The organism is Nocardioides sp., assembly GCF_047607185.1.
Taxonomy (GTDB): domain Bacteria; phylum Actinomycetota; class Actinomycetes; order Propionibacteriales; family Nocardioidaceae; genus Nocardioides.
The window spans coordinates 32,602-55,306 of the sequence record NZ_JASGDQ010000074.1; the positions used below are offsets into that span (position 1 = coordinate 32,602).

The 22,705-nt window shown below is 70.3% G+C and carries 22 protein-coding genes; 9 read left to right on the plus strand and 13 right to left on the minus strand.

The genetic code is table 11. The features are described 5' to 3' along the window. Window positions 1-91: 91 nt before the first annotated feature. Window positions 92-451, plus strand: a complete 360-nt coding sequence (locus tag QM595_RS08540; protein WP_415171123.1) for a hypothetical protein — start codon at window positions 92-94, stop codon at window positions 449-451. 329 nt (window positions 452-780) lie between these two features. Here QM595_RS08540 and QM595_RS08545 read toward each other — a convergent pair whose 3' ends face one another. The 7 genes from QM595_RS08545 to QM595_RS08575 are packed head-to-tail and all read right to left on the minus strand — an operon-like array spanning window position 781 to window position 6,944. Beyond that, window positions 781-1,116, minus strand: a complete 336-nt coding sequence (locus tag QM595_RS08545; RefSeq protein ID WP_415171142.1) for a metal-sulfur cluster assembly factor — start codon at window positions 1,114-1,116, stop codon at window positions 781-783. 59 nt (window positions 1,117-1,175) lie between these two features. Further along, on the minus strand, window positions 1,176-1,634 hold the full coding sequence (gene sufU, locus QM595_RS08550) for a Fe-S cluster assembly sulfur transfer protein SufU (protein ID WP_415171124.1): 459 nt from the start codon (window positions 1,632-1,634) through the stop codon (window positions 1,176-1,178). A gap of 4 nt (window positions 1,635-1,638) precedes the next feature. Further along, a complete protein-coding gene (locus tag QM595_RS08555; RefSeq protein WP_415171125.1) occupies window positions 1,639-2,910 on the minus strand; it encodes a cysteine desulfurase in 1,272 nt (423 codons plus the stop codon). Continuing rightward, window positions 2,910-3,668: a Fe-S cluster assembly ATPase SufC gene (gene sufC, locus QM595_RS08560; protein WP_415171126.1), complete on the minus strand. Its 759-nt coding sequence runs from the start codon at window positions 3,666-3,668 to the stop codon at window positions 2,910-2,912. The genes QM595_RS08555 and sufC overlap by 1 nt, the downstream gene beginning before the upstream one ends. Continuing rightward, the gene (gene sufD, locus QM595_RS08565) at window positions 3,665-4,846 is read right to left on the minus strand and encodes a Fe-S cluster assembly protein SufD (protein ID WP_415171127.1); all 1,182 of its coding nucleotides are present in this window, start codon (window positions 4,844-4,846) and stop codon (window positions 3,665-3,667) included. Before sufD ends, sufC begins: the two co-directional genes overlap by 4 nt. Then, entirely contained in the window at window positions 4,843-6,261 is a 1,419-nt protein-coding gene (sufB, locus tag QM595_RS08570) for a Fe-S cluster assembly protein SufB (RefSeq protein WP_415171128.1), read from the minus strand. The genes sufD and sufB overlap by 4 nt, the downstream gene beginning before the upstream one ends. Next, window positions 6,258-6,944 carry a helix-turn-helix transcriptional regulator gene (locus tag QM595_RS08575; protein WP_415171129.1) on the minus strand — a complete coding sequence of 229 codons (687 nt, stop codon included), beginning with the start codon at window positions 6,942-6,944 and terminating at the stop codon, window positions 6,258-6,260. Before QM595_RS08575 ends, sufB begins: the two co-directional genes overlap by 4 nt. A gap of 156 nt (window positions 6,945-7,100) precedes the next feature. Here QM595_RS08575 and QM595_RS08580 point away from each other — a divergent pair, with 156 nt between their 5' ends. Genes QM595_RS08580 through QM595_RS08590 form a run of 3 tightly spaced genes read left to right on the plus strand, consistent with a single transcriptional unit; the run spans window position 7,101 to window position 9,632 of the window. Beyond that, a complete protein-coding gene (locus QM595_RS08580) occupies window positions 7,101-7,916 on the plus strand; it encodes an ABC transporter ATP-binding protein (protein WP_415171143.1) in 816 nt (271 codons plus the stop codon). Between the two features lie 22 nt (window positions 7,917-7,938). Then, the gene (locus tag QM595_RS08585) at window positions 7,939-8,724 is read left to right on the plus strand and encodes an ABC transporter permease (RefSeq protein WP_415171130.1); all 786 of its coding nucleotides are present in this window, start codon (window positions 7,939-7,941) and stop codon (window positions 8,722-8,724) included. 5 nt (window positions 8,725-8,729) lie between these two features. Next, window positions 8,730-9,632, plus strand: a complete 903-nt coding sequence (locus QM595_RS08590) for a COX15/CtaA family protein (protein WP_415171131.1) — start codon at window positions 8,730-8,732, stop codon at window positions 9,630-9,632. An 11-nt stretch (window positions 9,633-9,643) separates the two neighbouring features. Here QM595_RS08590 and QM595_RS08595 read toward each other — a convergent pair whose 3' ends face one another. Then, on the minus strand, window positions 9,644-10,600 hold the full coding sequence (locus QM595_RS08595; RefSeq protein ID WP_415171132.1) for a heme o synthase: 957 nt from the start codon (window positions 10,598-10,600) through the stop codon (window positions 9,644-9,646). A gap of 118 nt (window positions 10,601-10,718) precedes the next feature. On the opposite strand from QM595_RS08595, the gene tkt reads away from it, so the two are divergent. The 5 genes from tkt to QM595_RS08620 all read left to right on the plus strand — a co-directional run bounded on the left by tkt (window position 10,719) and on the right by QM595_RS08620 (window position 18,729). Further along, the gene (tkt, locus tag QM595_RS08600; protein WP_415171133.1) at window positions 10,719-12,866 is read left to right on the plus strand and encodes a transketolase; all 2,148 of its coding nucleotides are present in this window, start codon (window positions 10,719-10,721) and stop codon (window positions 12,864-12,866) included. Between the two features lie 48 nt (window positions 12,867-12,914). Beyond that, on the plus strand, window positions 12,915-14,033 hold the full coding sequence (tal, locus tag QM595_RS08605) for a transaldolase (protein WP_415171134.1): 1,119 nt from the start codon (window positions 12,915-12,917) through the stop codon (window positions 14,031-14,033). Continuing rightward, window positions 14,030-15,700, plus strand: coding sequence for a glucose-6-phosphate isomerase (pgi, locus tag QM595_RS08610; RefSeq protein ID WP_415171135.1), 1,671 nt, complete (start codon window positions 14,030-14,032; stop codon window positions 15,698-15,700). The genes tal and pgi overlap by 4 nt, the downstream gene beginning before the upstream one ends. Continuing rightward, on the plus strand, window positions 15,700-16,434 hold the full coding sequence (gene pgl, locus QM595_RS08615) for a 6-phosphogluconolactonase (protein ID WP_415171136.1): 735 nt from the start codon (window positions 15,700-15,702) through the stop codon (window positions 16,432-16,434). The genes pgi and pgl overlap by 1 nt, the downstream gene beginning before the upstream one ends. Window positions 16,435-16,575: 141 nt before the next feature. Beyond that, entirely contained in the window at window positions 16,576-18,729 is a 2,154-nt protein-coding gene (locus QM595_RS08620) for a sortase domain-bontaining protein (RefSeq protein WP_415171137.1), read from the plus strand. Between the two features lie 47 nt (window positions 18,730-18,776). Here QM595_RS08620 and QM595_RS08625 read toward each other — a convergent pair whose 3' ends face one another. From QM595_RS08625 to gap, 5 genes are all read right to left on the minus strand, one after another. Then, window positions 18,777-19,136: an RNA polymerase-binding protein RbpA gene (locus QM595_RS08625; protein WP_415171138.1), complete on the minus strand. Its 360-nt coding sequence runs from the start codon at window positions 19,134-19,136 to the stop codon at window positions 18,777-18,779. A 63-nt stretch (window positions 19,137-19,199) separates the two neighbouring features. Beyond that, window positions 19,200-19,430, minus strand: coding sequence for a preprotein translocase subunit SecG (gene secG / locus QM595_RS08630; RefSeq protein ID WP_415171144.1), 231 nt, complete (start codon window positions 19,428-19,430; stop codon window positions 19,200-19,202). Between the two features lie 31 nt (window positions 19,431-19,461). Further along, window positions 19,462-20,268, minus strand: a complete 807-nt coding sequence (gene tpiA, locus QM595_RS08635; RefSeq protein WP_415171139.1) for a triose-phosphate isomerase — start codon at window positions 20,266-20,268, stop codon at window positions 19,462-19,464. Between the two features lie 2 nt (window positions 20,269-20,270). Continuing rightward, window positions 20,271-21,500: a phosphoglycerate kinase gene (locus tag QM595_RS08640; protein ID WP_415171140.1), complete on the minus strand. Its 1,230-nt coding sequence runs from the start codon at window positions 21,498-21,500 to the stop codon at window positions 20,271-20,273. Window positions 21,501-21,504: 4 nt separating this feature from the next. Continuing rightward, entirely contained in the window at window positions 21,505-22,503 is a 999-nt protein-coding gene (gene gap, locus QM595_RS08645; protein WP_415171141.1) for a type I glyceraldehyde-3-phosphate dehydrogenase, read from the minus strand. Between the last annotated feature and the right edge of the window lie 202 nt (window positions 22,504-22,705).

The following is a 22,705-nucleotide window of genomic DNA, read 5'->3' on the forward strand; positions in this document are numbered from 1 at the left end:
CAGTCGCGAGGGTAGGTAATAGTCCGGGTGCCGGGCCTCCAGGAGCGATGCAGAGGTGTTGTTGCTGCGTGCTTGGAGGAGGTGTCTGCTCGTGTCCCATCCGATCTTGGAGTGTGTCGGCGCGGTGGGCGCCGCTTTGAAGGACGTCGCTGACGTGAACCCGACCTTCATGACCACCAGTGAGAAGGCCACCGCGCTGACCCGGCTGGCGGCACTCAAGTCCCAGATGGCCGAGCTCGAGCTGCGGGTCCTCGCCGCCGCGGCCGATGTCGCCGAGACCACCGCCGCCCGAGATGTCACCGCCTGGCTGCACGCCCACACCCACGGCCGGCCCGAGGACGCCCGGGCCGACCTCGCCCTCGCGATAGCCCTCGACCGCGACCACCACGCCGTAGCCGCCGCGATCCGCCCACCGGCCTGCTCCCCGACCCCATCGCCCACCGACTCGTGACCTACCTCCACGCCTACACCAACCCCCGCCAGGGATTCGGCCAGACCGGCGATCGAGCCGGTGAGACCGACCAGGCCGGCGAGAGTCACGCCGGTCGGCTGCCCTATCCCCGCCGACTCGGCCAGGCCCTCTGCCAACTCCTGGAGACACTCGACCCCACCCGGCTCCCCCTCCACGGCGGCGACGCCACCACCATCACCATCACCATCTCCCTGGACTCCCTACGCCACGACCTCGGCCACGGCGCCATCATCGGCGGCGATAGCGCAGAGACGGCGCGGAACCGGCACCGGCTACCGCCTATGGAGATGCGACTTCGCGGCTCAAGGTCACACGTTGAAGCCGAGCGCCCGGAGCTGGTCGCGGCCATCGGGGGTGATCTTGTCGGGGCCCCACGGCGGCATCCAGACCCAGTTGATCGCGATGTCGGCGGCCATGCCCTCCAGGGCGGCGTTGGTCTGGTCCTGGATCATGTCCGTCAGCGGGCAGGCCGCCGAGGTGAGCGTCATGTCGAGGACCACGTCGGAGGACTCCGAGATGTGTACGCCGTAGACCAGACCGAGGTCGACGACGTTGATGCCGAGCTCGGGGTCGACGACGTCCTTCATCGCCTCGGTGACGTCCTCGACGCTCAGGCTGGCGCCGTCGGCCACGGTGACGGCCATGCCGACGCCGTGCCCATGGTCATGAGCGTGATCATGCGAGTGGTCGTGGGTGTGCTCGGTCATCGGCTCTCCTTCGCCAGCACCTGACTGGTGGCGTCCTTCCAGGCCATCCAGGACAGCAGCGCGCACTTCACCCGGGCGGGGAACTTCGCCACCCCGGCGAACGCGATGCCGTCCTCCAACACGTCCTCGTCGGGCTCGACGGCGCCCTTGCCCTGCATCAGGCGGAGGAACTCCTCCTGGATCGCCAGGGCCTCCTCGACCGGCTTACCGACGACGAGGTCGTAGAGCACCGACGCGGCGGCCTGCGAGATCGAGCAGCCGAGCGCGTCGTACGACACGTCCGCGACGACGCCGTGATCGAGGTGCACGCGCAGCGTGATCTCGTCGCCGCAGGTCGGGTTGACGTGATGGACCTCGGCCTCGTAGTCCGCGCGCAGGCCCTTGCCGTGCGGGTGCTTGTAGTGGTCGAGGATGATCTCCTGATACATCCCGTCGAGGTCGGCTTGAGTCGTCATGGCCTCAGTCCAACCGGAAGTAGGAGCGGGTGTATTCCAGCGCCTCGACGAGGGCGTCGATCTCCTCCGGCGTCGTGTAGAGGTAGGACGACATCCGGGTCGAGGCCTGGACGCCGAACCGCGCGTGCGCCGGCTTGGCACAGTGGTGGCCGGCCCGTACGGCGACGCCACGGGAGTCGACGATCTGCGCGATGTCGTGCGGGTGGACGCCCTCGAGCTCGAAGGAGATGGCGCCGCCGCGCTGGGCGGCGTCGAGCGGCCCGAGGATCCTCAGGCCCTTGACCGTGCGCAGCCCGTCGAGGGCGTAGCCGGTGATCGCCTGCTCGTGGGTGTGGATGGCGTCGAGCCCGATGTGGCCGAGGTACTCCACCGCGGCGCCGAGGCCGATCGCCTCCGCGATGGGCGGGGTGCCGGCCTCGAACTTGTGCGGGATCCCGGCGTAGGTCGACAGCTCCATGGTGACCGTCTCGATCATCTCGCCGCCGCCGAGGAAGGGCGGCAGGCCCTCCAGGAGGCCACGGCGGCCCCACAGCACGCCGATGCCGGTAGGGCCGACGACCTTGTGGCCGGTGAAGACCACGGCGTCGGGGCGGTCCGTCTCCGGCATCGCGGCCAGGTCGATCGGCAGTTGCGGCGCCGCCTGTGAGGCGTCGACGATCGCCAGGGCGCCCACGGCGTGCGCGCGGCGGGTGAGCTCGGCCACCGGGTTGATGGTGCCCAGCATGTTCGACACCCAGGTGAAGGCCACGACCGCGGTGCGCTCGTTGATCAGCTCGTCGGCGTTGCTCAGGTCGAGCTGGCCCTCGTCGGTCAGCCCGAACCAGCGCAGCGTCGCGCCGGTCCGGTCGGTGAGGAGCTGCCACGGCACGATATTGGAGTGGTGCTCCATCTCGGTGATGACCACCTCGTCGCCCTCGCCGACCTGGTGCTCGCCCCGCCACGCCATCGTGTTGGCGATCAGGTTGAGCGCCTCGGAGGCGTTCTTGGTGAAGATCACCTCGCTGCGCTCGGGAGCACCGATGAATGCGGCCACCTTGTCGCGCGCCGTCTCGAACGCCTCGGTCGACTCCGCCCCGAGGGTGTGCATCGCCCGGGCCACGTTGGCGTTGTGGTGCTCCAGGTGATCGACCATGGTGTCGATGACGATCTGCGGCTTCTGCGAGGTGTTCGCCGAGTCCAGGTAGACCAGCGGGAGCCCGTCGTGGACGGTGCGCTCCAGGATCGGGAAGTCCTTGCGGACCACCTCGAGCTCGGGCAGCAGGCCCTCGAGAGTCATCAGGCCGGCGCCCCGGCGTACTTGACGTAGCCGTTGGCCTCGAGCTCCTCGGCCAGCTCGGGGCCGCCCGACTCGGCGATCCGGCCGTCGACGAAGACGTGGACGAAGTCCGGCTTCACGTAGCGCAGGATCCGGGTGTAGTGGGTGATCAGCAGCAGGCCCCTGTCCTCGCGGCCGGAGAACCGGTTGATGCCGTCGGAGACCACCTTGAGCGCGTCGATGTCGAGACCGGAGTCGATCTCGTCGAGGATCGCGACCTTCGGGTCGAGCAGGTCCAGCTGAGCGATCTCGGCACGCTTCTTCTCACCACCGGAGAAGCCCTCGTTGACCGAGCGCTGCGAGAACGCCGGGTCGAGGTGCATCCGGTCCAGCGCGCCGTTGACGTCCTTGACCCAGGTGCGCAGCTTCGGCGCCTCGCCGTCGAGCGCGGTCTTGGCGGTGCGCAGGAAGTTGGCCATCGAGACGCCCGGGACCTCGACGGGGTACTGCATGGCGAGGAAGAGACCGGCGCGAGCGCGCTCGTCGACGGACATCTCCAGGACGTTCTCCCCGTCGAGGAGCACCTCGCCACCGGTCACGACGTACTTCGGGTGTCCGGCGATGGAGTAGGCGGTCGTCGACTTGCCGGAGCCGTTGGGCCCCATGATGGCGTGAGTCTCGCCGCTGCCGATGGTCAGCGTCACCCCCTTGAGGATCGCCTTCGGACCGTCTTCGGTCTCCACCGAGACGTGCAGGTCCTTGATCTCCAGGGTGGTCATGCGCTCTCTCCAGTCTGCGAAACGTTCTTGTCGAGTTCGGCCTCGACCGTGGCGGCCAGCCTCTCCTCGAGCTCGGGGATGTCGATCTGCCGGATCAGGTCGTTGAAGAAGCCGTGCACGACCAGGCGCCGGGCGTCGGCCTCGGCGATGCCGCGCGAGCGCAGGTAGAACAGCTGCTCGTCGTCGAACCGGCCGGTCGCCGAGGCGTGGCCGGCGCCCTCGATCTCGCCGGTCTCGATCTCCAGGTTGGGGACCGAGTCGGCGAAGGCGCCGTCGGTGAGGATCAGGTTGCGGTTCTCCTCGTAGGTCTCGATGCCCTCGGCCACCTTGCGGATCAGCACGTTGCCGATCCAGACCGCGTGGGCGCCGTCGCCCTGCAACGCTCCCTTGTAGACGACGTGGGACTTCGTCCGCGGCGCGGTGTGGTCGACGAAGAGCCGGTGCTCGATGTGCTGGCCTGCGTCGGCGAAGTAGAGGCCGAGCATCTCGACCTCGCCGCCGGGGCCGGCGTACTCGGCCGTGGTGTCGTTGCGGACCAGGTCGCCGCCGAAGGTGATGTCGACGTGCTTGAAGGTCGCGTCGCGGCCGACGCGGATGTGCCGGTGACCGATGTGGACGGCGTCGTCGGCCCAGTCGTCGATGGAGACGACGGTGAGCTGGGCGCCGTCGCCGACCACGATCTCGACGTCGTCGGCCAGCGTGGCGGAGCCCTCGAACCGGAAGACGACCGTCGCGCGAGCGTGGGCGCCGACGCTCAGCACGACATGGGTCGCCGTCGCGACGCCGGCCTCGGTGCCGGTCACGGTGAGGTATGTCGGCGCGTCGAGCACCGCCTCGGCGGCCACGTCGATCGCCCAGATCGTCGAGGCGTCGTTCCAGACGCGGGCGGCGATGCGGTCGGTCGGCACGAAGCCGCTGCTGCCCCGGCGGGCGTCGGCGGCACCGATCCGCTCGATCGTCACCCCGGCGGGCAGCTCGGCCTTGGTCTCGACGCCGTCACCGTCCAGCGGCGCGCCGTCGTGCAGTCCGCGCAGCCGGCGCAGCGGGGTGAAGCGCCAGATCTCCTCGCGACCGGTCGGGACCGGGTGGTCCTCGACCGAGAAGGAGCCCTCCGGGTGGAGGTGGGAGTCGACCTTGTCCAGCTCGAGACTGTCCTTGATGCTGTCCAGCACCGTCACCCGACGGCTCCTTCCATCTGCAGCTCGATGAGCCGGTTGAGCTCCAGGGCGTACTCCATCGGCAGCTCCTTGGCGATCGGCTCGACGAAGCCGCGCACGATCATCGCCATCGCCTCGTCCTCGGACAGGCCGCGCTGCATGAGATAGAAGAGCTGGTCGTCGCTCACCTTGGAGACCGACGCCTCGTGGCCCATGGAGACGTCGTCCTCGCGGATGTCGACGTAGGGGTAGGTGTCGGAGCGGCTGATCTGGTCGACCAGCAGCGCGTCGCACAGCACATTGGACTTGCTGCCGTAGGCGCCCTCGTTGACCTGGATCAGCCCGCGGTACGACGTCCGGCCACCGCCACGGGCGACGGACTTGGACAGGATGGAGCTGGAGGTGTGCGGCGCCGCGTGCACCATCTTGGCGCCGGCGTCCTGGTGCTGGCCCTCGCCGGCGAACGCGATGGAGAGCGTCTCGCCCTTGGCGTGCTCGCCCATCAGGTAGACCGCGGGGTACTTCATGGTGACCTTGGAGCCGATATTGCCGTCGACCCACTCCATGGTGGCGCCGGCCTCGCAGACGGCGCGCTTGGTCACCAGGTTGTAGACGTTGTTGGACCAGTTCTGGATGGTCGTGTAGCGGACCCGAGCGTTCTTCTTGACGATGATCTCGACGACGGCGGAGTGCAGCGAGTCCGAGGAGTAGATCGGCGCGGTGCAGCCCTCGACGTAGTGAACGTAGGAGTCCTCGTCGGCGATGATCAGGGTCCGCTCGAACTGACCCATGTTCTCGGTGTTGATCCGGAAGTAGGCCTGCAGCGGGATGTCCACGTGGACGCCCTTGGGCACGTAGATGAACGAGCCGCCCGACCACACCGCGGAGTTGAGCGCGGAGAACTTGTTGTCGCCGACCGGGATCACCGTGGCGAAGTGCTCCTTGAAGATGTCCTCGTGCTCCTTGAGCGCGGTGTCGGTGTCGAGGAAGATCACGCCCTGCTGCTCCAGGTCCTCGCGGATCTGGTGGTAGACGACCTCCGACTCGTACTGTGCGGCGACGCCGGCCACCAGGCGCTGCTTCTCCGCCTCCGGGATGCCGAGCTTGTCGTAGGTGTTCTTGATGTCCTCGGGCAGCTCGTCCCAGCTGGCCGCCTGCTTCTCGGTGGAGCGGACGAAGTACTTGATGTTGTCGAAGTCGATCCCGGACAGGTCCGAGCCCCAGGTCGGCATCGGCTTGCGACCGAAGAGCTTGAGCCCCTTCAGCCGCAGGTCGAGCATCCACGCGGGCTCGGACTTCTTGGCGCTGATGTCGCGCACCACGGCCTCGTTGAGGCCGCGCTTCGCCTCGGCCCCCGCGAGGTCCTTGTCGGCCCAGCCGAACTCGTAGCGGCCGATGCCCTTCAGCTCCGGGTTGAGCTCCTCGATGGATGTCATCGAGTGACCTTCTCTCTTGTCTCGGGGTTGGGAATGCAGGTGGTGCACACGCCGTCGCCGTGCGCGATGGTGGCGAGCCGCTGCACGTGGGTGCCCAGCACCTCGCCGATGGCGGCGGTCTCCGCCTCGCACAGCTGCGGGAACTCGCTGGCGACATGGGAGACCGGACAGTGCTGCTGGCACAGCTGCTCGCCGACGGCGCCGCCCGCCAGCGGCAGCTCGCGGACCGAGGCGGCGTAGCCCTCCTCGGTGAAGACCCGGGCCAGCACCTGGGCCGGACTCAGCGTCGGGTCGGCCGCGGCGACCGCCACGAACCGCTCCCGGATGAAGCCGGCACGCTTCTCGGCGAAGGCCACCAGGCCCTGCTCGCCCACCGTCTCCTGCAGGAACCGCAGCGCCGAGGCGGCCAGGTCGTCGTACCGCTGCTCGAACTTGGTCTCCCGGCCGTGCTCGGTGAGCGCGAACTCCTTGGCCGGACGACCGCGACCGCGGTGACCGGCCTGGCGCTGGTCGCGTGGCTCGACGACGCCGTCGGCCACCAGCTGGTCGAGATGCCGGCGCACGGCCGCCGCGGTCAGGTCGAGCCGCTCGGCGAGCACTGCCGCCGTGGACGGCCCATTGACGAGGATGGACCTGGCGACACGCTCACGCGTCCGCCGGTCGGGCACCTCGTCGATTTTCACAACAACAGTGTGCTCTTATTCAGAGGGTCGGTTCAAGCAAGGTGAGGCTTACCTCCCCGAGCCGGCGCACCCGATGCCCGGCCCGCCCGGCCGGCTTCCTAGACTGCTCGGGTGCCCGACGCCCCGCCCCTCGCCGTCGAGGTCGACGGCCTGGTGATGGCCTACGGCGACAAGACCGCCGTCGACGGGCTCTCGCTGACCGTCGCACCGGCGACCATCACCGCCGTGCTGGGCCCCAACGGCGCCGGCAAGACGACCACCCTGGAGACCTGCGAGGGCTACCGCCGGCCGCAGGCGGGCCGGGTGCGGGTGCTCGGCCTCGACCCGGTCGCCGACCGGCACGAGCTGCTGCCCCGCATCGGGGTGATGCTGCAGGGGCAGGGCGCCTGGAGCGGGGTGCGCGCACTGGAGATGCTGCGGCACATCGCCCGGCTGCACGCCCACCCGCTCTCGGTCGACCTGCTCGCCGAGCGGCTCGGGCTGGCCGACTGCGGCCGGACGCCGTACCGGCGGCTCTCCGGCGGCCAACAGCAGCGGCTCGGGCTGGCCATGGCGCTGGTCGGGCGCCCCGAGATCGTCTTCGTGGACGAGCCGACGGCGGGGATGGACCCGGCCGGCCGACGTACCACCTGGGAGCTGCTGCGCGAGCTCCGCGAGGACGGCGTCACGGTCGTGCTCACCACGCACTACCTGGAGGAGGCCGAGCACCTCGCCGACCAGGTGCACATCATCGACCGAGGCCGGCTGATCGCCTCGGGCACGCCCGAGGAGCTCACCCGCGGCTCCTCGGCGACGGTCCGGCTGGTGGTCGACCAGGAGCTCGGCGCTGAGGCAGAGGCCGACCTGCGTGCCAGCGTCGCCGCCTGGGGCGAGCGACACCGGGTCGGCGTCGAGTCGATGACGTTCGGCTCGCGTACCCTCGAGGACGTCTTCCTGGAGCTCACCGGTCGCGGCCTGGAGACGGATTCGTGAGCGAGCTTGTAGGAGGGCGGTCGTGAGTGGGACCTTCACGCCGCGCCCGGGCGGCGCGCCGCTGCTTCGGCAGGTGCTCAGCCAGGCGTCGATGGAGGCCAGGCTGATGCTGCGCAACGGCGAGCAACTGCTGCTCGCCGTCGTCATCCCGGTGATCGTGCTGGTCGCCGGCGTTCGCGGTGGCGAGGACCTCGACCTCGATCTCAGCACGAAGCTCGGCATCAGCGACCGGCCGCTGGTCGACATCCTCACCCCCGGCGTGCTCGCGCTGGCGATCATGTCGACGTCGTTCACCTCGCTGGCGATTGCCACCGGGTTCGAGCGGCGCTACGGCGTCATCAAGCGGCTCGGCGCCTCGCCACTCCCCCGCGTCGGCCTGCTGGCCGGCAAGGTGCTGGCGCTGCTGGTCGTCGAGGTGGTCCAGCTCTTCGTCATCGGCGGCGTCGGGCAGCTACTCGGCTGGACGCCGCGGTTCGGGCTGCTCGGCTTCCTGCTCGCCATCATGCTGGGCACCGCGGCGTTCGCCTCGCTCGGCCTCTTCGTGGCCGGTGCGCTACGTGCCGAGGCGACCCTCGCGGCGGCGAATCTGATCTACCTGCTGCTGCTCGCCGGCGGCGCCGTGGTGCTGCCCGCCGCCGCCTACGACGGCTTCGGCTCCTTCGCCCGGCTGCTGCCCTCCGGCGCGCTCGGCGAGACGGTCAGGACCGCCTTCCTGGACGGCGCGGTGGCCTGGCGCGACCTGCTCGTGCTGGCGGTGTGGGCAGCGTTCGGTGCCGGACTCACGGCAAGGACCTTCAAGTGGGAGTGAATCCAGTGGGAGCCAGTCCAGCCCGGGCAGCGGCCGCCGGCCTGCGCCGGCTGCCCGATCTCTCCGGCTACCTGCGTGGCCTCGCCTGGGCGACGCTGGCGGCCAATATCGGGATCGTGGTCACCGGCGGCGTGGTGCGACTGACCGGCTCCGGCCTCGGCTGCCCGACCTGGCCCCAGTGCACCGACGAGTCGTTCACCCCGCACGGCGCCATGGGGGTCCATGCCGCCATCGAGTTCGGCAACCGGCTGCTGACCTATGTGCTGCTGGCGATCGCCGTGCTCACCGCGATCGCGGTCTGGCAGAGCGTCCGGCGCGACCTGAGGGCGCTGGCGCTGATCCTGCTGGCCGGCATCCCCGCCCAGGGGATCATCGGCGGCGTCACCGTGCTGACCGACCTCAACCCCTGGGTGGTCGCCTTCCACCTGCTCTGCTCGATGGCGATGATCGGCCTGGCGGTGCTGCTGCTGTGGCGGCTCCAGGTGCCCGACGCCCCGGTCGCCACCGGTCCCGCCGTGTGGCTGGCCTGGGCGACCTTCGCGGCCGCCTGGCTGGTGCTCTACGCCGGCACCGTGGTGACCGGCGCCGGGCCGCACGCCGGCGACGCCGACGCCCCCCGCAACGGCCTCTCCCCGCTCCAGATGTCACAGCTCCACGCCGACCTGGTGTTCCTCTTCATCGGCCTGACGATCGGGCTGATCTTCCTCGCCCTCGCGGTCCGGGCGCCACGCGCGACCGTTCGGGCGGGCGTCGTACTCCTCGTCGTGGAGGCGTCGCAGAGCCTGATCGGCTTCGTGCAGTACTTCACCGACCTGCCCATCGTGCTGGTCGGCTTCCACATGCTCGGCGCGGCCGTCATCTCCGCGGCCGTCACCTGGGTCCTGCTCCGGGTGCGGCAGCCCGCCTGACGGGGCCGCGGTCAGCGCGAGATCAGCGGGTCGAGGGCGACCGCGACGAACAGCAGCGAGAGGTAGAGGTTACTGCTGTGGAACAGGTGCATCGGACGGATCAGCGAGAGGTCCTCGGTGTCACGCGCCCGGGCCAGCATCCGGTGCGCCTGCACCAGGAAGACCGCGCCGAGCACGACCGCACCCGCCGTGTAGAACACGCCGGTGCCGGCTACCGGCCACAGCAGCAGCGAGGTGGCGACCATCACCCAGGAGTAGACGACGATCTGCCGGGCCACCTCGCGAGCGGGCTTGACGACGGGCAGCATCGGCACGTCGACGTTCGCGTAGTCCTCGCGGTAGCGCAGCGCCAGCGCCCAGGTGTGCGGCGGAGTCCAGAAGAAGACCACGGCGAAGAGGACCACCGGCGCCCAGGAGAGCGAGCCGGTCACGGCCGTCCAGCCGATCAGCGCCGGGAAGCAGCCGGCGATGCCGCCCCAGACGATGTTCTGGGCGGTACGGCGCTTGAGCAGCATGGTGTAGACGAAGACGTAGAACGCGTTCGCCGTCACCGACAGCACCGCCGAGAGCGGGTTGACCCACAGCCACAGCACCACCGTCGACACGATGCCCAGCACGGTCCCGAAAACGAGCGCCGCGGCCGGCGAGACGATGTGGCGCGGCAGCGCCCGGCGCCTGGTCCGGCGCATCTGCTCGTCGATGTCGCGGTCGTAGACGCAGTTGAACACCGACGCCGAGCCGGCCGAGAGCGTGCCGCCCACGACGGTCGCCACGACCAGCCACAGCCCGGGCACCCCGCGCGCCGCGAAGAACATCACCGGCACGGTCGTCAGCAGCAGCAGCTCGATGACGCGGGGCTTGGTCAGCCCGACGTACGCCGCCGCCACGTCCTTCCACGTCGCTGGCGGGGCCGGCTGAGCCGACGCGGAGCCCTCCGAGAGGGTCACCGGCTCCTCGACGTAGGTCACGGCGGGAGTCTAGTGCTCCGCCAGCCGGCGGCGCGAAGGCGGGGCCGGGTGGATGACCGTGCCGCCACTGCATGAGTAGGCTCGGACTTGGCCGTTAGCCCCGGATGGGACACCAGCGATGGAAACCGAGAGGAACCACGTGAACACGATCCCCGAACTCGAGTGGACCGACCTGGACAAGCGGGCGGTCGACACCGTCCGGGTGCTGGCCATGGACGCCGTCCAGAAGGTCGGCAACGGCCACCCGGGCACGGCGATGAGCCTTGCTCCAGCGGCGTACCTGCTGTTCCAGAAGGTGATGCGCCACAATCCCGCCGACCCCGACTGGATCGGCCGCGACCGGTTCGTGCTCAGCGCCGGCCACTCCTCCATCACGCTCTACATCCAGCTCTACCTCGGCGGTTTCGGGCTGGAGCTGGATGACCTCAAGGCGCTGCGCACCTGGGGCAGCCTGACCCCCGGTCACCCGGAGTACGGCCACACCAAGGGTGTCGAGGTCACCACCGGCCCGCTCGGCCAGGGCGTCGCCAACGCGGTCGGCATGGCGATCGCGGCCCGTCGCGAGCGCGGCCTCCTGGACCCGGCCGCGCCGGAGGGCGAGAGCCTCTTCGACCACAACATCTACGTCATCGCCGGCGACGGCGACCTGCAGGAGGGCGTCAGCGGCGAGGCCTCCTCGCTCGCCGGCACCCAGCAGCTCGGCAATCTGACGGTGATCTACGACAGCAACCAGATCTCCATCGAGGGCGACACCGACATCGCGTTCACCGAGGACGTGGCCAAGCGCTACGAGGCCTACGGCTGGCACATCCAGACCGTCGACTGGACCGACGGCAGCCGCGCCGACGGCGACCGCTACCACGAGGACGTCCCCGCCCTCTTCGACGCCATCCGAGCCGCCGAGGCGGTCACCGACCAGCCCAGCCTGATCGTGCTCAAGACGATCATCGCCTGGCCCGCGCCGACCAAGCAGAACACCGAGGCCGCGCACGGCAGCGCGCTCGGCGCGGAGGAGGTCGCCGCCACCAAGTCGATCCTCGGGTTCGACCCGGAGCAGACCTTCGAGGTGCCCGAGGACGTGATCGCCCACACCCGAGGCCTCCTCCAGCGCGGCCAGGCCTGGGGTGCCGCCTGGGACGCCGCGTACGACGCGTGGGCAGCCGCCCAGCCCGAGCGCGCCGCACTGCTGGACCGGCTCAAGGAGCGGGCGCTGCCCGAGGGCCTGGAGGAGGCCCTGCCGGTCTTCCCGGCCGACCCCAAGGGCATCGCTACCCGCGCCGCGTCCGGCAAGGTGATCAACGCCATCGCGCCGGTCATGCCGGAGCTGTGGGGCGGCTCGGCCGACCTCGCCGGCTCCAACAACACCACCATCTCCGGCGTGCCCTCGGCCGTCCCGAAGAGCCGCACCACCCACGACTGGGAGGGCGACCCGCTGCTGGGCCGGGTGCTCCACTTCGGCATCCGCGAGCACGCCATGGGCGCAATCATGAACGGCATCGCCGTTCACGGCGGCACCCGCGTGTTCGGCGGCACGTTCCTGCAGTTCGCCGACTACATGCGCGGCGCCGTCCGCGTCGGTGCCCTGCAGAAGGCGCCGGTCATCCACGTGTGGACCCACGACTCCGTCGGCCTGGGCGAGGACGGCCCGACCCACCAGCCGGTCGAGCATCTCTGGGCGCTGCGCGCCATCCCCGGCCTCGACATCGTCCGGCCGGCCGACGCCAACGAGACCGCCGCGGCGTGGCTGCAGATCCTGAAGAACTCCGACCGTCCGGCCGGCCTCATCCTCAGCCGGCAGAACCTGCCGGTCTTCCCCCGTGGCGAGGACGCCGATGGCGAGCACTGGGCGACGACCGAGGGCGTCGCCCAGGGCGGCTACGTCCTGCTCGACACCGACGGCACTCCCGACGTGATCCTGATCGGCACCGGCTCCGAGGTGCAGCTGGCGGTCGCCGCCCGCGAGCAGCTCGCCGCCGAGGGCATCGGCGCCCGGGTGGTCTCGATGCCGTCGATCGAGTGGTTCGAGGCCCAGGACCAGGCCTACCGCGACTCGGTCCTGCTGCCTGACGTCAAGGCCCGAGTCAGCGTCGAGGCGGGCATCAAGCAGGGCTGGCGGGAGTACGTCGGCGACGCCGGCCGGATGATCAGCCTGGAGCACTACGGCGCCTCCGCGGACGGAGCCCTGCTGTTCAAGGAGTTCGGCTTCACCCCCGAGGCGGTCGCCCAGGCCGCCAAGGACAGCATTGCCGCGGCCGCGCGAGCATGATCCGCGCCCCGTTCGGCATCCACCACCGATTGCGTTAAGGAGAACCCGATGACTGACCGACTCAAGGCGCTGGCCGACGCTGGCGTGTCCATCTGGCTCGATGACCTGTCCCGCGAGCGCATCGAGACCGGCAACCTGGCCGACCTCGTCGCCACCAGCTCGGTCACGGGGGTCACCACGAACCCGACGATCTTCCAGGGGGCGATCAGCAACGGCGAGCGCTACGACGCGCAGGTCGCCGAGCTGGTCGCGGCCGACAAGGACGTCGACGAAGTCATCTTCGCGCTGACCACCACCGACGTACGCAACGCCTGCGACATCCTCGCCCCCGTCGCCGCCGCGACCAAGGACGACGGCCGGGTCTCCATCGAGGTCGAGCCCACCCTCGCCAACGACACCGAGGCCACCATCGCCTCGGCGAAGGCGCTGTGGGCGGCGGTCGACCGGCCCAACGCCCTGATCAAGATCCCGGCCACCCTGGAGGGCCTGCCCGCCATCACGGAGGCGATCGGCTCCGGCATCAGCGTCAACGTGACGCTGATCTTCTCCACCGAGCGCTACCTCCAGGTGATGGACGCCTATCTGGCCGGCCTGGAGCAGGCCAAGGCGGCGGGCCTGGACCTCTCGACGATCCGCTCCGTGGCGTCCTTCTTCGTCTCCCGTGTCGACACCGAGATCGACGCCCGGCTGGAGAAGATCGGCTCCGACGAGGCGCTCGCGCTGCGCGGCAAGGCCGCGGTGGCCAACGCCCGGATCGCGTACGCCGCCTACGAGTCGGTCTTCTCCTCCGACCGCTGGCAGGCGCTGGCCTCCGTCGGCGCCAACAAGCAGCGGCCGCTGTGGGCCTCGACCGGCGTCAAGAACCCGGCCTACCCCGACACCCTCTACGTCACCGACCTCGTCGTCGCCGACACCGTCAACACGATGCCGGAGAAGACCCTGGAGGCCTTCGCCGACCATGGCGAGGTGACCGGCGACGAGGTCACCGGCAAGGGCGAGGAGGCCCGCGAGGTCTTCGGTGCGCTGGAGGCCGTCGGCATCGACCTCGACGACGTCTTCCGGGTCCTCGAAGTCGAAGGCGTCGACAAGTTCAAGGCGTCCTGGATCGAGCTGGTCGAGACGGTCCAGGGCCAGATGGGGAGTGCCCAGGAGAAGGCTGAGTCGTGACCGACGCGCCGGTCGACCCCACCACGACGCCGGCCTGGACCCGGCTGACGACTCTCGCGGCTGACTTCGCCCCGGATCTGCGCGGCTGGTTCGACGCCGACCCCACCCGGGCCACCCGGCTCACCTTCGACGCGGCCGACCTCCATGTCGACCTGTCCAAGGGACTGGTGACCGACGAGATCCTTGCAGCCCTGCTGGAACTGGCGGAGGAGGTCGGCGTCGCGACGCGTCGCGACGCCATGCTGTGCGGGGAGCACATCAACGTGACCGAGGACCGCGCGGTGCTGCACACCGCGCTGCGGCTCCCGGCCGACGCCTCGCTGGTGGTCGACGGCCAGGACGTGGTGCCCGAGGTCCACGAGACGCTGCGCAAGGTCTACGACTTCGCCGACCGGGTCCGCTCCGGCGCCTGGACCGGCGTCACCGGAGAGCGCATCCGGACCGTGGTCAATATCGGCATCGGCGGCTCCGACCTCGGTCCGGTGATGGCCTACGAGGCGCTGGCACCCTACCGTGCTCTGCCGGACGGGCAGGGCGAGATCGAGTGCCGGTTCATCAGCAATATCGACCCGACCGACGCCGCCCAGAAGCTGGCCGGCCTCGACCCGGCGACCACGCTGTTCATCGTCTCCAGCAAGACCTTCGGCACCCTGGAGACGCTCACCAATGCCCGGCTGTGCCGGGCCTGGCTGTTGTCCGGGCTCGCCGAGGCCGACGCCGCCGAGGCGGTCGCGAAGCACTTCGTCGCGGTCTCGACCGCGCTGGACAAGGTCGCAGCCTTCGGCATCGACCCCGCCAACGCCTTCGGGTTCTGGGACTGGGTCGGCGGCCGCTACTCCGTCGACTCTGCGATCGGCACTTCCCTGGCGGTCGCGATCGGGCCGGAGCGGTTCGCCGAGCTCCTGGCCGGCTTCCACGCCCTCGACGAGCACTTCCGCACCGCTCCCCTGGCGAGCAACGTGCCGATCCTGATGGGCCTGCTCAACGTCTGGTACGTCAACTTCCTCGGCGCCGGCACCCACGCCGTACTCCCCTACTCCCAGCTGATGCACCGATTCCCGGCCTACCTCCAGCAGCTCACCATGGAGTCCAACGGCAAGGGCGTGCGCTGGGACGGCACGCCCGTCACCACCGAGACCGGCGAGGTGTTCTGGGGCGAGCCCGGCACCAACGGCCAGCACGCCTTCTACCAGCTCATCCACCAGGGCACCCGGATCCTCCCGGCCGACTTCATCGCCTTCGCCAATCCGCCGTACCCGCTCAAGGACGGCGACATCGACGTCCACGAGCTCTTCCTGGCCAACTTCTTCGCGCAGACCCGCGCGCTGGCCTTCGGCAAGACCGCGGACGAGGTGCGCGCCGAGGGCACCGCGGAGGCGATCGTGCCCGCCCGGGTCTTCACCGGCAACCGGCCGACCGCCTCGATCATGGCGCCCGCGCTGACCCCGTCGGTGCTCGGCCAGCTGATCGCCCTCTACGAGCACATCACCTTCACCCAGGGCGTCGTGTGGGGCATCGACTCCTTCGACCAGTGGGGCGTCGAGCTCGGCAAGCAGCTCGCGCTGCAGATCAGTCCGGCGGTCTCCGGCGATGCAGAGGCAGCTGCCGCCCAGGACGCCTCCACCCGGGCCCTGATCGACTACTACCGCTCGCACCGGGAGCCCTGATGTCGCCGCAGTCCGATGCTCGCGTCGAGGTCCACGAGTCCGCCGCCGACCTCGCTACCGCGGTCGCCGGGGAGCTGCTCAGCCGCGTCGCCGATCTCCAGGCAGCCGGCGACGTGCCCCAGATCTGCCTCACCGGCGGCACCATCGCCGATGCCATCCACCGCGAGATCGCCCGGCTGGCCGACGACTCCGGCGTCGACTGGGGTGCGGTGGTGTTCTGGTGGGGCGACGAGCGGTACGTCGCCGCCGACTCCCCCGATCGCAACGCGCTCCAGGCCCGGCAGGCGTTCCTGGACGCTCTCGGGGTCCCGGCCCACAACATCCACGAATTCCCGGCGACCGACACCGGCCTCTCCGTCGACGAGGCGGCCCGCGCCTTCGAGCCGGTCGTGCGGGAGTTCGGCTCCGGCGCCTTCGACATCCTGATGCTCGGCGTCGGCCCGGACGGCCACATCGCCTCGCTGTTCCCGGGCTTCGCCCAGCTCGACGTCGTCGACGAGATCGCCGTCGGCGTGACCGGCTCGCCCAAGCCGCCGCCGGAGCGGCTGACCTTCACCTTCGCAGTTCTCAACCGCAGCAGGTCGGTGTGGTTCGTGGCCTCCGGCGGGTCCAAGGCCGCGGCCGTCGCCTCGGCGCTGGGTGGCGCCGACCTGCACGAGACGCCCGCCGCCGGCGTGACCGGCACCGAAGAGACGATCTGGTTCCTCGACCGGGAGAGCGCCGCGGAGCTCTAGTAGGCTACTAGTAGCTCTCAACAGCCACATCCGTCACAAGATGTGACGATTTCCGTCCACAGGACGGCCCTCGGCCCCGGTCATCCACAGCCGATCGCCGGGCGGTGGCGGCCAGCCGGCCCGCCGCCGACGATCGGCGTCATGAACCACTCCTCTCGGACCGCTCCCCTGCTCGCGCTGCTCTTCGTGATCGCTCTCCTGGTCGCGACTCTCGCCGTCGTCGGCGTCGCCCGGCCGGCACCCGCCGCGCCCGGACGCCAGCGCGTGCCGGTGCTCGGCCACGGCACCCCCACGATGCCCGGCTTCTCGGGCTATGTCACCGCCGCCGGCCACGAGCTGGGCGTGGCCCGGCTGCCGGATGGCCGCTACGGCGTCTGTCTCGACACCGGCCCGGACTACGCCTGGCCGACCCTCGTCGGCCTGCAGCACCAGCTCACCGAGCCGCGGATCGGCTATCTCACCTCGGTCTACCTCGGCCGGGCGCGAGGCAACGGGATCGTCGCCGCAGCACTGTGGTGGGCGGTCGGTCGCGACCTGGGGCTCAACTCCCAGCCGGGCCGGATGGCCGGCTACCTCGATGAGCTGCGCGAGGAGGATCCGCTCACCTATCGCCGGGTGGCTCGGGTCCACGACCGGATGCTGCGCCGGGCGCATCGATTCGCCCCGCCGCGGGGTGGCTATGCCAGACCCCGGCTCACCATGCTCGTCGACCCCACTCCCAACTCGTTCGCCGGCAGCGTCGGCCGGATCGGGCTCCGCTCCGCTACCGGACGCTGGGTGCCGGGCGTGGCGATCACCGCAAAGATCACCGGCGCGAGGTTCGCCGACGGCAGCACCACCTGGCGCGGCACCACCACCCGCCGGCCGCTCACCCTCGACTGGCGGCAGACCGAGCCCGGCCGGGTCCGAGTGCGGCTGCGGCTGGGTCACGTCCCCAATCATCGCTATCGGCACTACGACGCCAGCCCCGACCAGCAGCGCATCGCTGCCTCCGCGGGTCCGCTGGCCACGGCGGCCACCGCGGCAGCGCGCACCACCCGGGTCTGGCAGCCGCACCTCACCACCTTGGTCAATCAGCAGCAGGCCACCGTCGGCGCGACCCTGGTCGACTCGGTCTCGGTGACCGACAGCGGCGGCACCACGCTCGCCGGCGAGTGGCGGCTGCTCGGTCCGCTCGCACCCGGCGGCTCCGGCTGCGCCGGTCTCGACTGGACCACGGCGACGGTCGCCGCCGGCGGCGCCTTCACCGCGGTTGGCGACTCCCGGCTCGACGTCGGCGCCACCCAGGTGGCGAGCGCCGGCTGCTACACCTATCAGGAGCGTCTCGACGGCAGCGGCGACACCCTGCCCGCCCCCTGGACCACTGCGGGCATCGTCGAGGAGACCAGCCTGGTGGTCGCGACCCCGAGCCTGGTCACCCAGGTCAGCTCGCAGCGCGCCACTGCGGGCTCCTCGGTCCTCGACCATGTCATGGTCTCGGGTCTGGCCGACGGCGTCGCCATGACCCAGGTGAATGGCGAGTGGCAGCTGTTCGGACCGGTGGCCCCGGACGGAGCCGGCGGCTGCGACGGCACCGACTGGAGCCTGGCGCCGTTGGCCGCCGCCGGCGCCTTCGTCGTCGACCGCGACGGCGACTACCAGGTCGGCGGGTTCACGCCGACGGAGGGCGGCTGCTACACCTACCGCGAGCGGCTGGCGGCCACCCCGGTCTCCACCGCCGTCGACTGGACTCGGCTGGGCATTCCTGCCGAGACGGTCCTGGTCACCCCCGCCCAGCCCCCGGTGCCGCGCACGCCGCGCATCGACACCGGCGGAGAGTGGTCACCCGAGCCGCAGACCGATCAGCGGATGACGCTGCCGGAGGTCCGCATCCCCCGCGTCGGGCTGCGCGCCCCGTTAGGCCAGGTGGACTTCCGTGGCAACACCCTGCGACCCCCGATGAGCCTGACCTCAGGGGCGATCTGGCGCTCGGGCGCCGAGCTGAGCGCCCTGGTCGGCACGACCCTGGTGATGGGCCATGTCTCCGACAACCACGACCGGCCGGGCGTCTTCAAGCGGCTGCACGACGTGCACAGCGGCGACGTCCTCACCACCGTCGCAGGCAACGGCACCACGCTTCGCTGGCAGGTCACCGGCGTGCGGTCGGTCTCTCGCGAGGAGTTGCCGACCGGGATCTTCCGTCAGGGCGTCGAGCGCCGACTGGTCCTGGTCACCTGCGTCGACAAGGTGACCTACCCCAATGGCGCCTTCCACTACCGCAAGAACCTCATCGTCGAGGCGAGGCCGCTGCGATGACCGGTCGCGCGGATCGGCGTCACCGATCCGCCCGACCCCGGATCGGCTCAGAAGATGATGTCGCCGGACTTGCGACGCGAGCGGAGCAGCTGGATGGCCTCGTCGAGGATGTCGGCCGCCTCGGCGTCGGTGCGGCGCTCCTTCACGTAGGCGAGGTGCGTCTTGTAGGGCTCGATCTTCGGCGCCGGCGGCGGGTTGTCGGAGTCGAGCGAGGCCGGCAGGCCGCACTTGGGGCAGTCCCAGGAGTCGGGCGCCACGGCCTCGGCCGCGAAGGTGACCACCGAGCGGTGGTCGTGAGCGCAGAAGTAGGTCACCGCCTTGCGCGGTGCCGCCTCACCTCGCTCGGCCTCACCCATGGGACCGGCTCCGACCCGACTGCCGCGGATCGCGTTTCCACCACCAGCCACGACTCTTACGCGTCCTCTCGAGTTGTCGTCCCGGACCGGTCGGACCGGGACCGGTTGATCGGCTCAGTAAGCCTTGAGCAAGCCGAGTGCGATCACGCACGCGAACCAGATGACCCCGATGCCGATGGTCATCCGGTCGAGGTTGCGCTCAGCAACCGAAGATCCCCCGAGTGAGCTGGAGACACCGCCGCCGAACATGTCGGACAGCCCACCGCCACGCCCCTTGTGGAGCAGCACGAGGAGGATCATCAGCAGGCTCGCGATGATCAGGATGACGGTGAAGAGCGTTTCCAGCACGGAGGAATCCTACGTCACGGTTCCGGGATCACAGCACCGGCATGGCGTAGTGGCGGCAGATCGCGCCGAACTCGTCGGCCTGCAGGCTCGCGCCACCCACGAGTGCGCCGTCCACGTCGGGCTGGGCCATGATCCCGGCGATGTTCGCCGCCTTGACCGAGCCGCCGTAGAGGATCCGCACGCTGGCCGCGGCCGCCTCGCCGTGAGACTCCTTCACCTGGGCCCGGATCGCCTGGGCGACCTCCTGGGCGTCCTCCGGCGTCGCCACCTCACCGGTGCCGATCGCCCAGACCGGCTCGTAGGCGATGACCAGTCCAGCGACCTCCTCGGCGGTGAGGCCGACCAGTGCGCCGTCGGTCTGTGCGGTGCAGTAGGGCACCTGCTCACCGGCCTGCCGTATGTCGAGCTGCTCGCCGACGCAGACGATGGGCGTCATGCCCGCCTTGACGGTGGCGCGGGCCTTGGCGTTGACGATCTCGTCGGTCTCGCCGTGATACTGCCGGCGCTCGGAGTGCCCCACCACGACATAAGAGCAGCCGAGCTTGGCGAGCATCCCGGCCGAGACCTCACCGGTGTAGGCGCCGGACTCGTGCACCGACACGTCCTGGGCGCCGTACCTGATCGAGAGCCGGTCGCCGTCGACCAGCGTCTGCACCGATCGCAGGTCGGTGAACGGCGGCACCACCACGACCTCGGCCAGGCCGTAGTCGTGCTTCTTGTCCGACAGCGTCCAGGCGAGCTTCTGGACCAGCACCACCGCTTCTTGGTGGTTGAGGTTCATCTTCCAGTTCCCCGCCATCAGCGGGGTGCGGGAGGTCCGCTTCGATGTCGCCATGATCAGCTCTCCAGCACCGTGATCCCGGGGAGCTCCTTGCCCTCCAGGTACTCCAGCGACGCGCCGCCACCGGTGGAGATGTGACCGAACTGGTCCTCGGCGAAGCCGAGCGCCCGTACGGCGGCGGCGGAGTCGCCGCCACCGACGACCGAGAGGCCGCCGGCCGTGGTGACCTCGGTCAGCGCCTGGGCCACGGCCCGAGTGCCCGCAGCGAAGGCGGGCTGCTCGAAGACGCCCATCGGACCGTTCCAGAACACCGTGCGCGCTGGCCGGATCGCGGCGGCGAAGGCGGCGCCCGACTCGGGGCCGATGTCGAGGCCGAGCGCGTCGGCCGGGATCTGGTCGGCGGGCACGACCCGGGCCGACGCCTCGTCTCCGAAGGAGTCGGCGACGACGATGTCGGTGGGGAGCAGGATCTCCACGCCGGAGGCGGCCGCCCGTTCGAGGTAGCCGAGCACGGTCGGGATCTGGTCCTCCTCCAGCAGGCTCTTGCCGACCTCGTGGCCTTGCGCCTTGAGGAAGGTGAACACCATGCCGCCACCGATGAGCAAGGTGTCGGCCTTGCCGAGCAGGTTGTCGATGACGCCGAGCTTGTCGGAGACCTTCGACCCGCCGAGGACCACGGCATAGGGCCGCTCGGGGCTGTCGGTGAGCCGGCGCAGCACGCCGATCTCGGTGGCGACCAGGCCGCCCATGGCGTGGGGCAGCCGCAGCGCGACGTCGTAGACCGAGGCCTGCTTGCGGTGGACCACGCCGAAGCCGTCGGAGACGAAGGCGTCGGCTAGGGCCGCAAGCTCGTCGGCGAAGGCGCCGCGGACGGCGTCGTCCTTGGCCGTCTCGCCGGCGTTGAAGCGGACGTTCTCCAGCAGCGCGACCTGGCCGTCGGCCAGTCCTGACACCGTTGCCTGCGCCGACTCGCCGACCGTGTCGGTGGCGAAGGCGACCGGGGCGCCGAGCAGCTCGCCGAGCCGGGCCGCGACGGGCCTCAGGCTGTACTTCGGGTCCGGCGTACCGTCGGGGCGACCCAGGTGGGCGGTGACGATCACCCGGGCGCCCGCGTCGGCCAGCGCCTTGATGGTCGGCACCGAGGCGCGGATGCGGCCGTCGTCGGCGATGCCGCGCCCGCCGTCCGGGCCGTCCTTGAGCGGAACGTTCAGATCGGATCGGACGAGGACCCGCTTGCCAGCAATGCTGCGCAGGAAGTCCGGGGCGAGACCGGCGTACTCCCCCATGACCTCAGAGGCTCTTGCCCATGTAGTCGATCAGGTCGGCGAGGCGGTTGGAGTAGCCCCACTCGTTGTCGTACCACGACGCGACCTTGACCTGGTTGCCGATCACCTTGGTGAGCGGGGCGTCGAAGATCGAGGAGGCCGGGTTGGTCACGATGTCGGAGGAGACGATCGGGTCGGTGGAGTAGACCAGGAAGCGGCCGTCGGCAGCGGCCTTGACGATCCCGTTGATCTCCTCGACGGAGGTCTCGCGGGAGGCCTCGAAGGAGAGGTCGGTCAGCGAACCGGTCGGGGTGGGCACCCGCAGCGCGTAGCCGTCGAGCTTGCCCTTCAGCTCGGGCAGCACCAGGCCGATCGCCTTGGCGGCGCCGGTCGAGGTCGGCACGATGTTGAGGGCGGCGGCGCGGGCGCGGCGCAGGTCCTTGTGGATGTTGTCCTGCAGGTTCTGGTCGGCGGTGTAGGCGTGCACCGTCGTCATCAGGCCCTTCTCGATGCCGATGCCCTCGTGCAGAGCCTTGGCCAACGGGGCGAGGCAGTTGGTGGTGCAGGAGGCGTTGGAGACCACGGTGTGGTTGGCCGGGTCGTAGATGCCCTCGTTGACGCCCATCACGATGGTGGCGTCCTCGTTGCTGGCGGGCGCGGAGATGATGACCTTCTTGGCGCCGCCGGCGTCGACGTGCGCGCGGGCCTTGGTGGCGTCGGTGAAGAAGCCGGTGGACTCCACGACGATGTCGACGCCCAGGTCGCCCCACTTCAGGTTGGCCGGGTCACGCTCCTCGAAGGCCTTGATGACCTGGTCGCCGACCTTGATCTGGTCGCCCTCGGCGACCACGTCGGCGTCGAGCGTGCCGAGGATGGTGTCGTACTTGAGCAGATGGGCGAGGACAGCGTTGTCGGACAGGTCGTTGATGCCGACGATCTCGATGTCCAGGCCTGAAGCGCGGACGGCGCGGAAGAAGTTGCGGCCGATCCGGCCGAATCCGTTGATGCCTACACGAACGGTCACTGTGGCTCCTGCTCTGGACGGGGTACGTCCTCTGGACGGCGTACGTCGGATGTGAAGTCGGTGTCCCCTGTCGGACACGACTAGTGGGACCGGGGCGACCCTACCTCGCCGAGTCGGCAGAAGTGCAGGTCCCCCAGGCGCCGAGTCGGCAGAAGTGTGAGTCTCTCAGGTGCCGAGTCGGCAGAAGTGCTGGTGGCGAGCC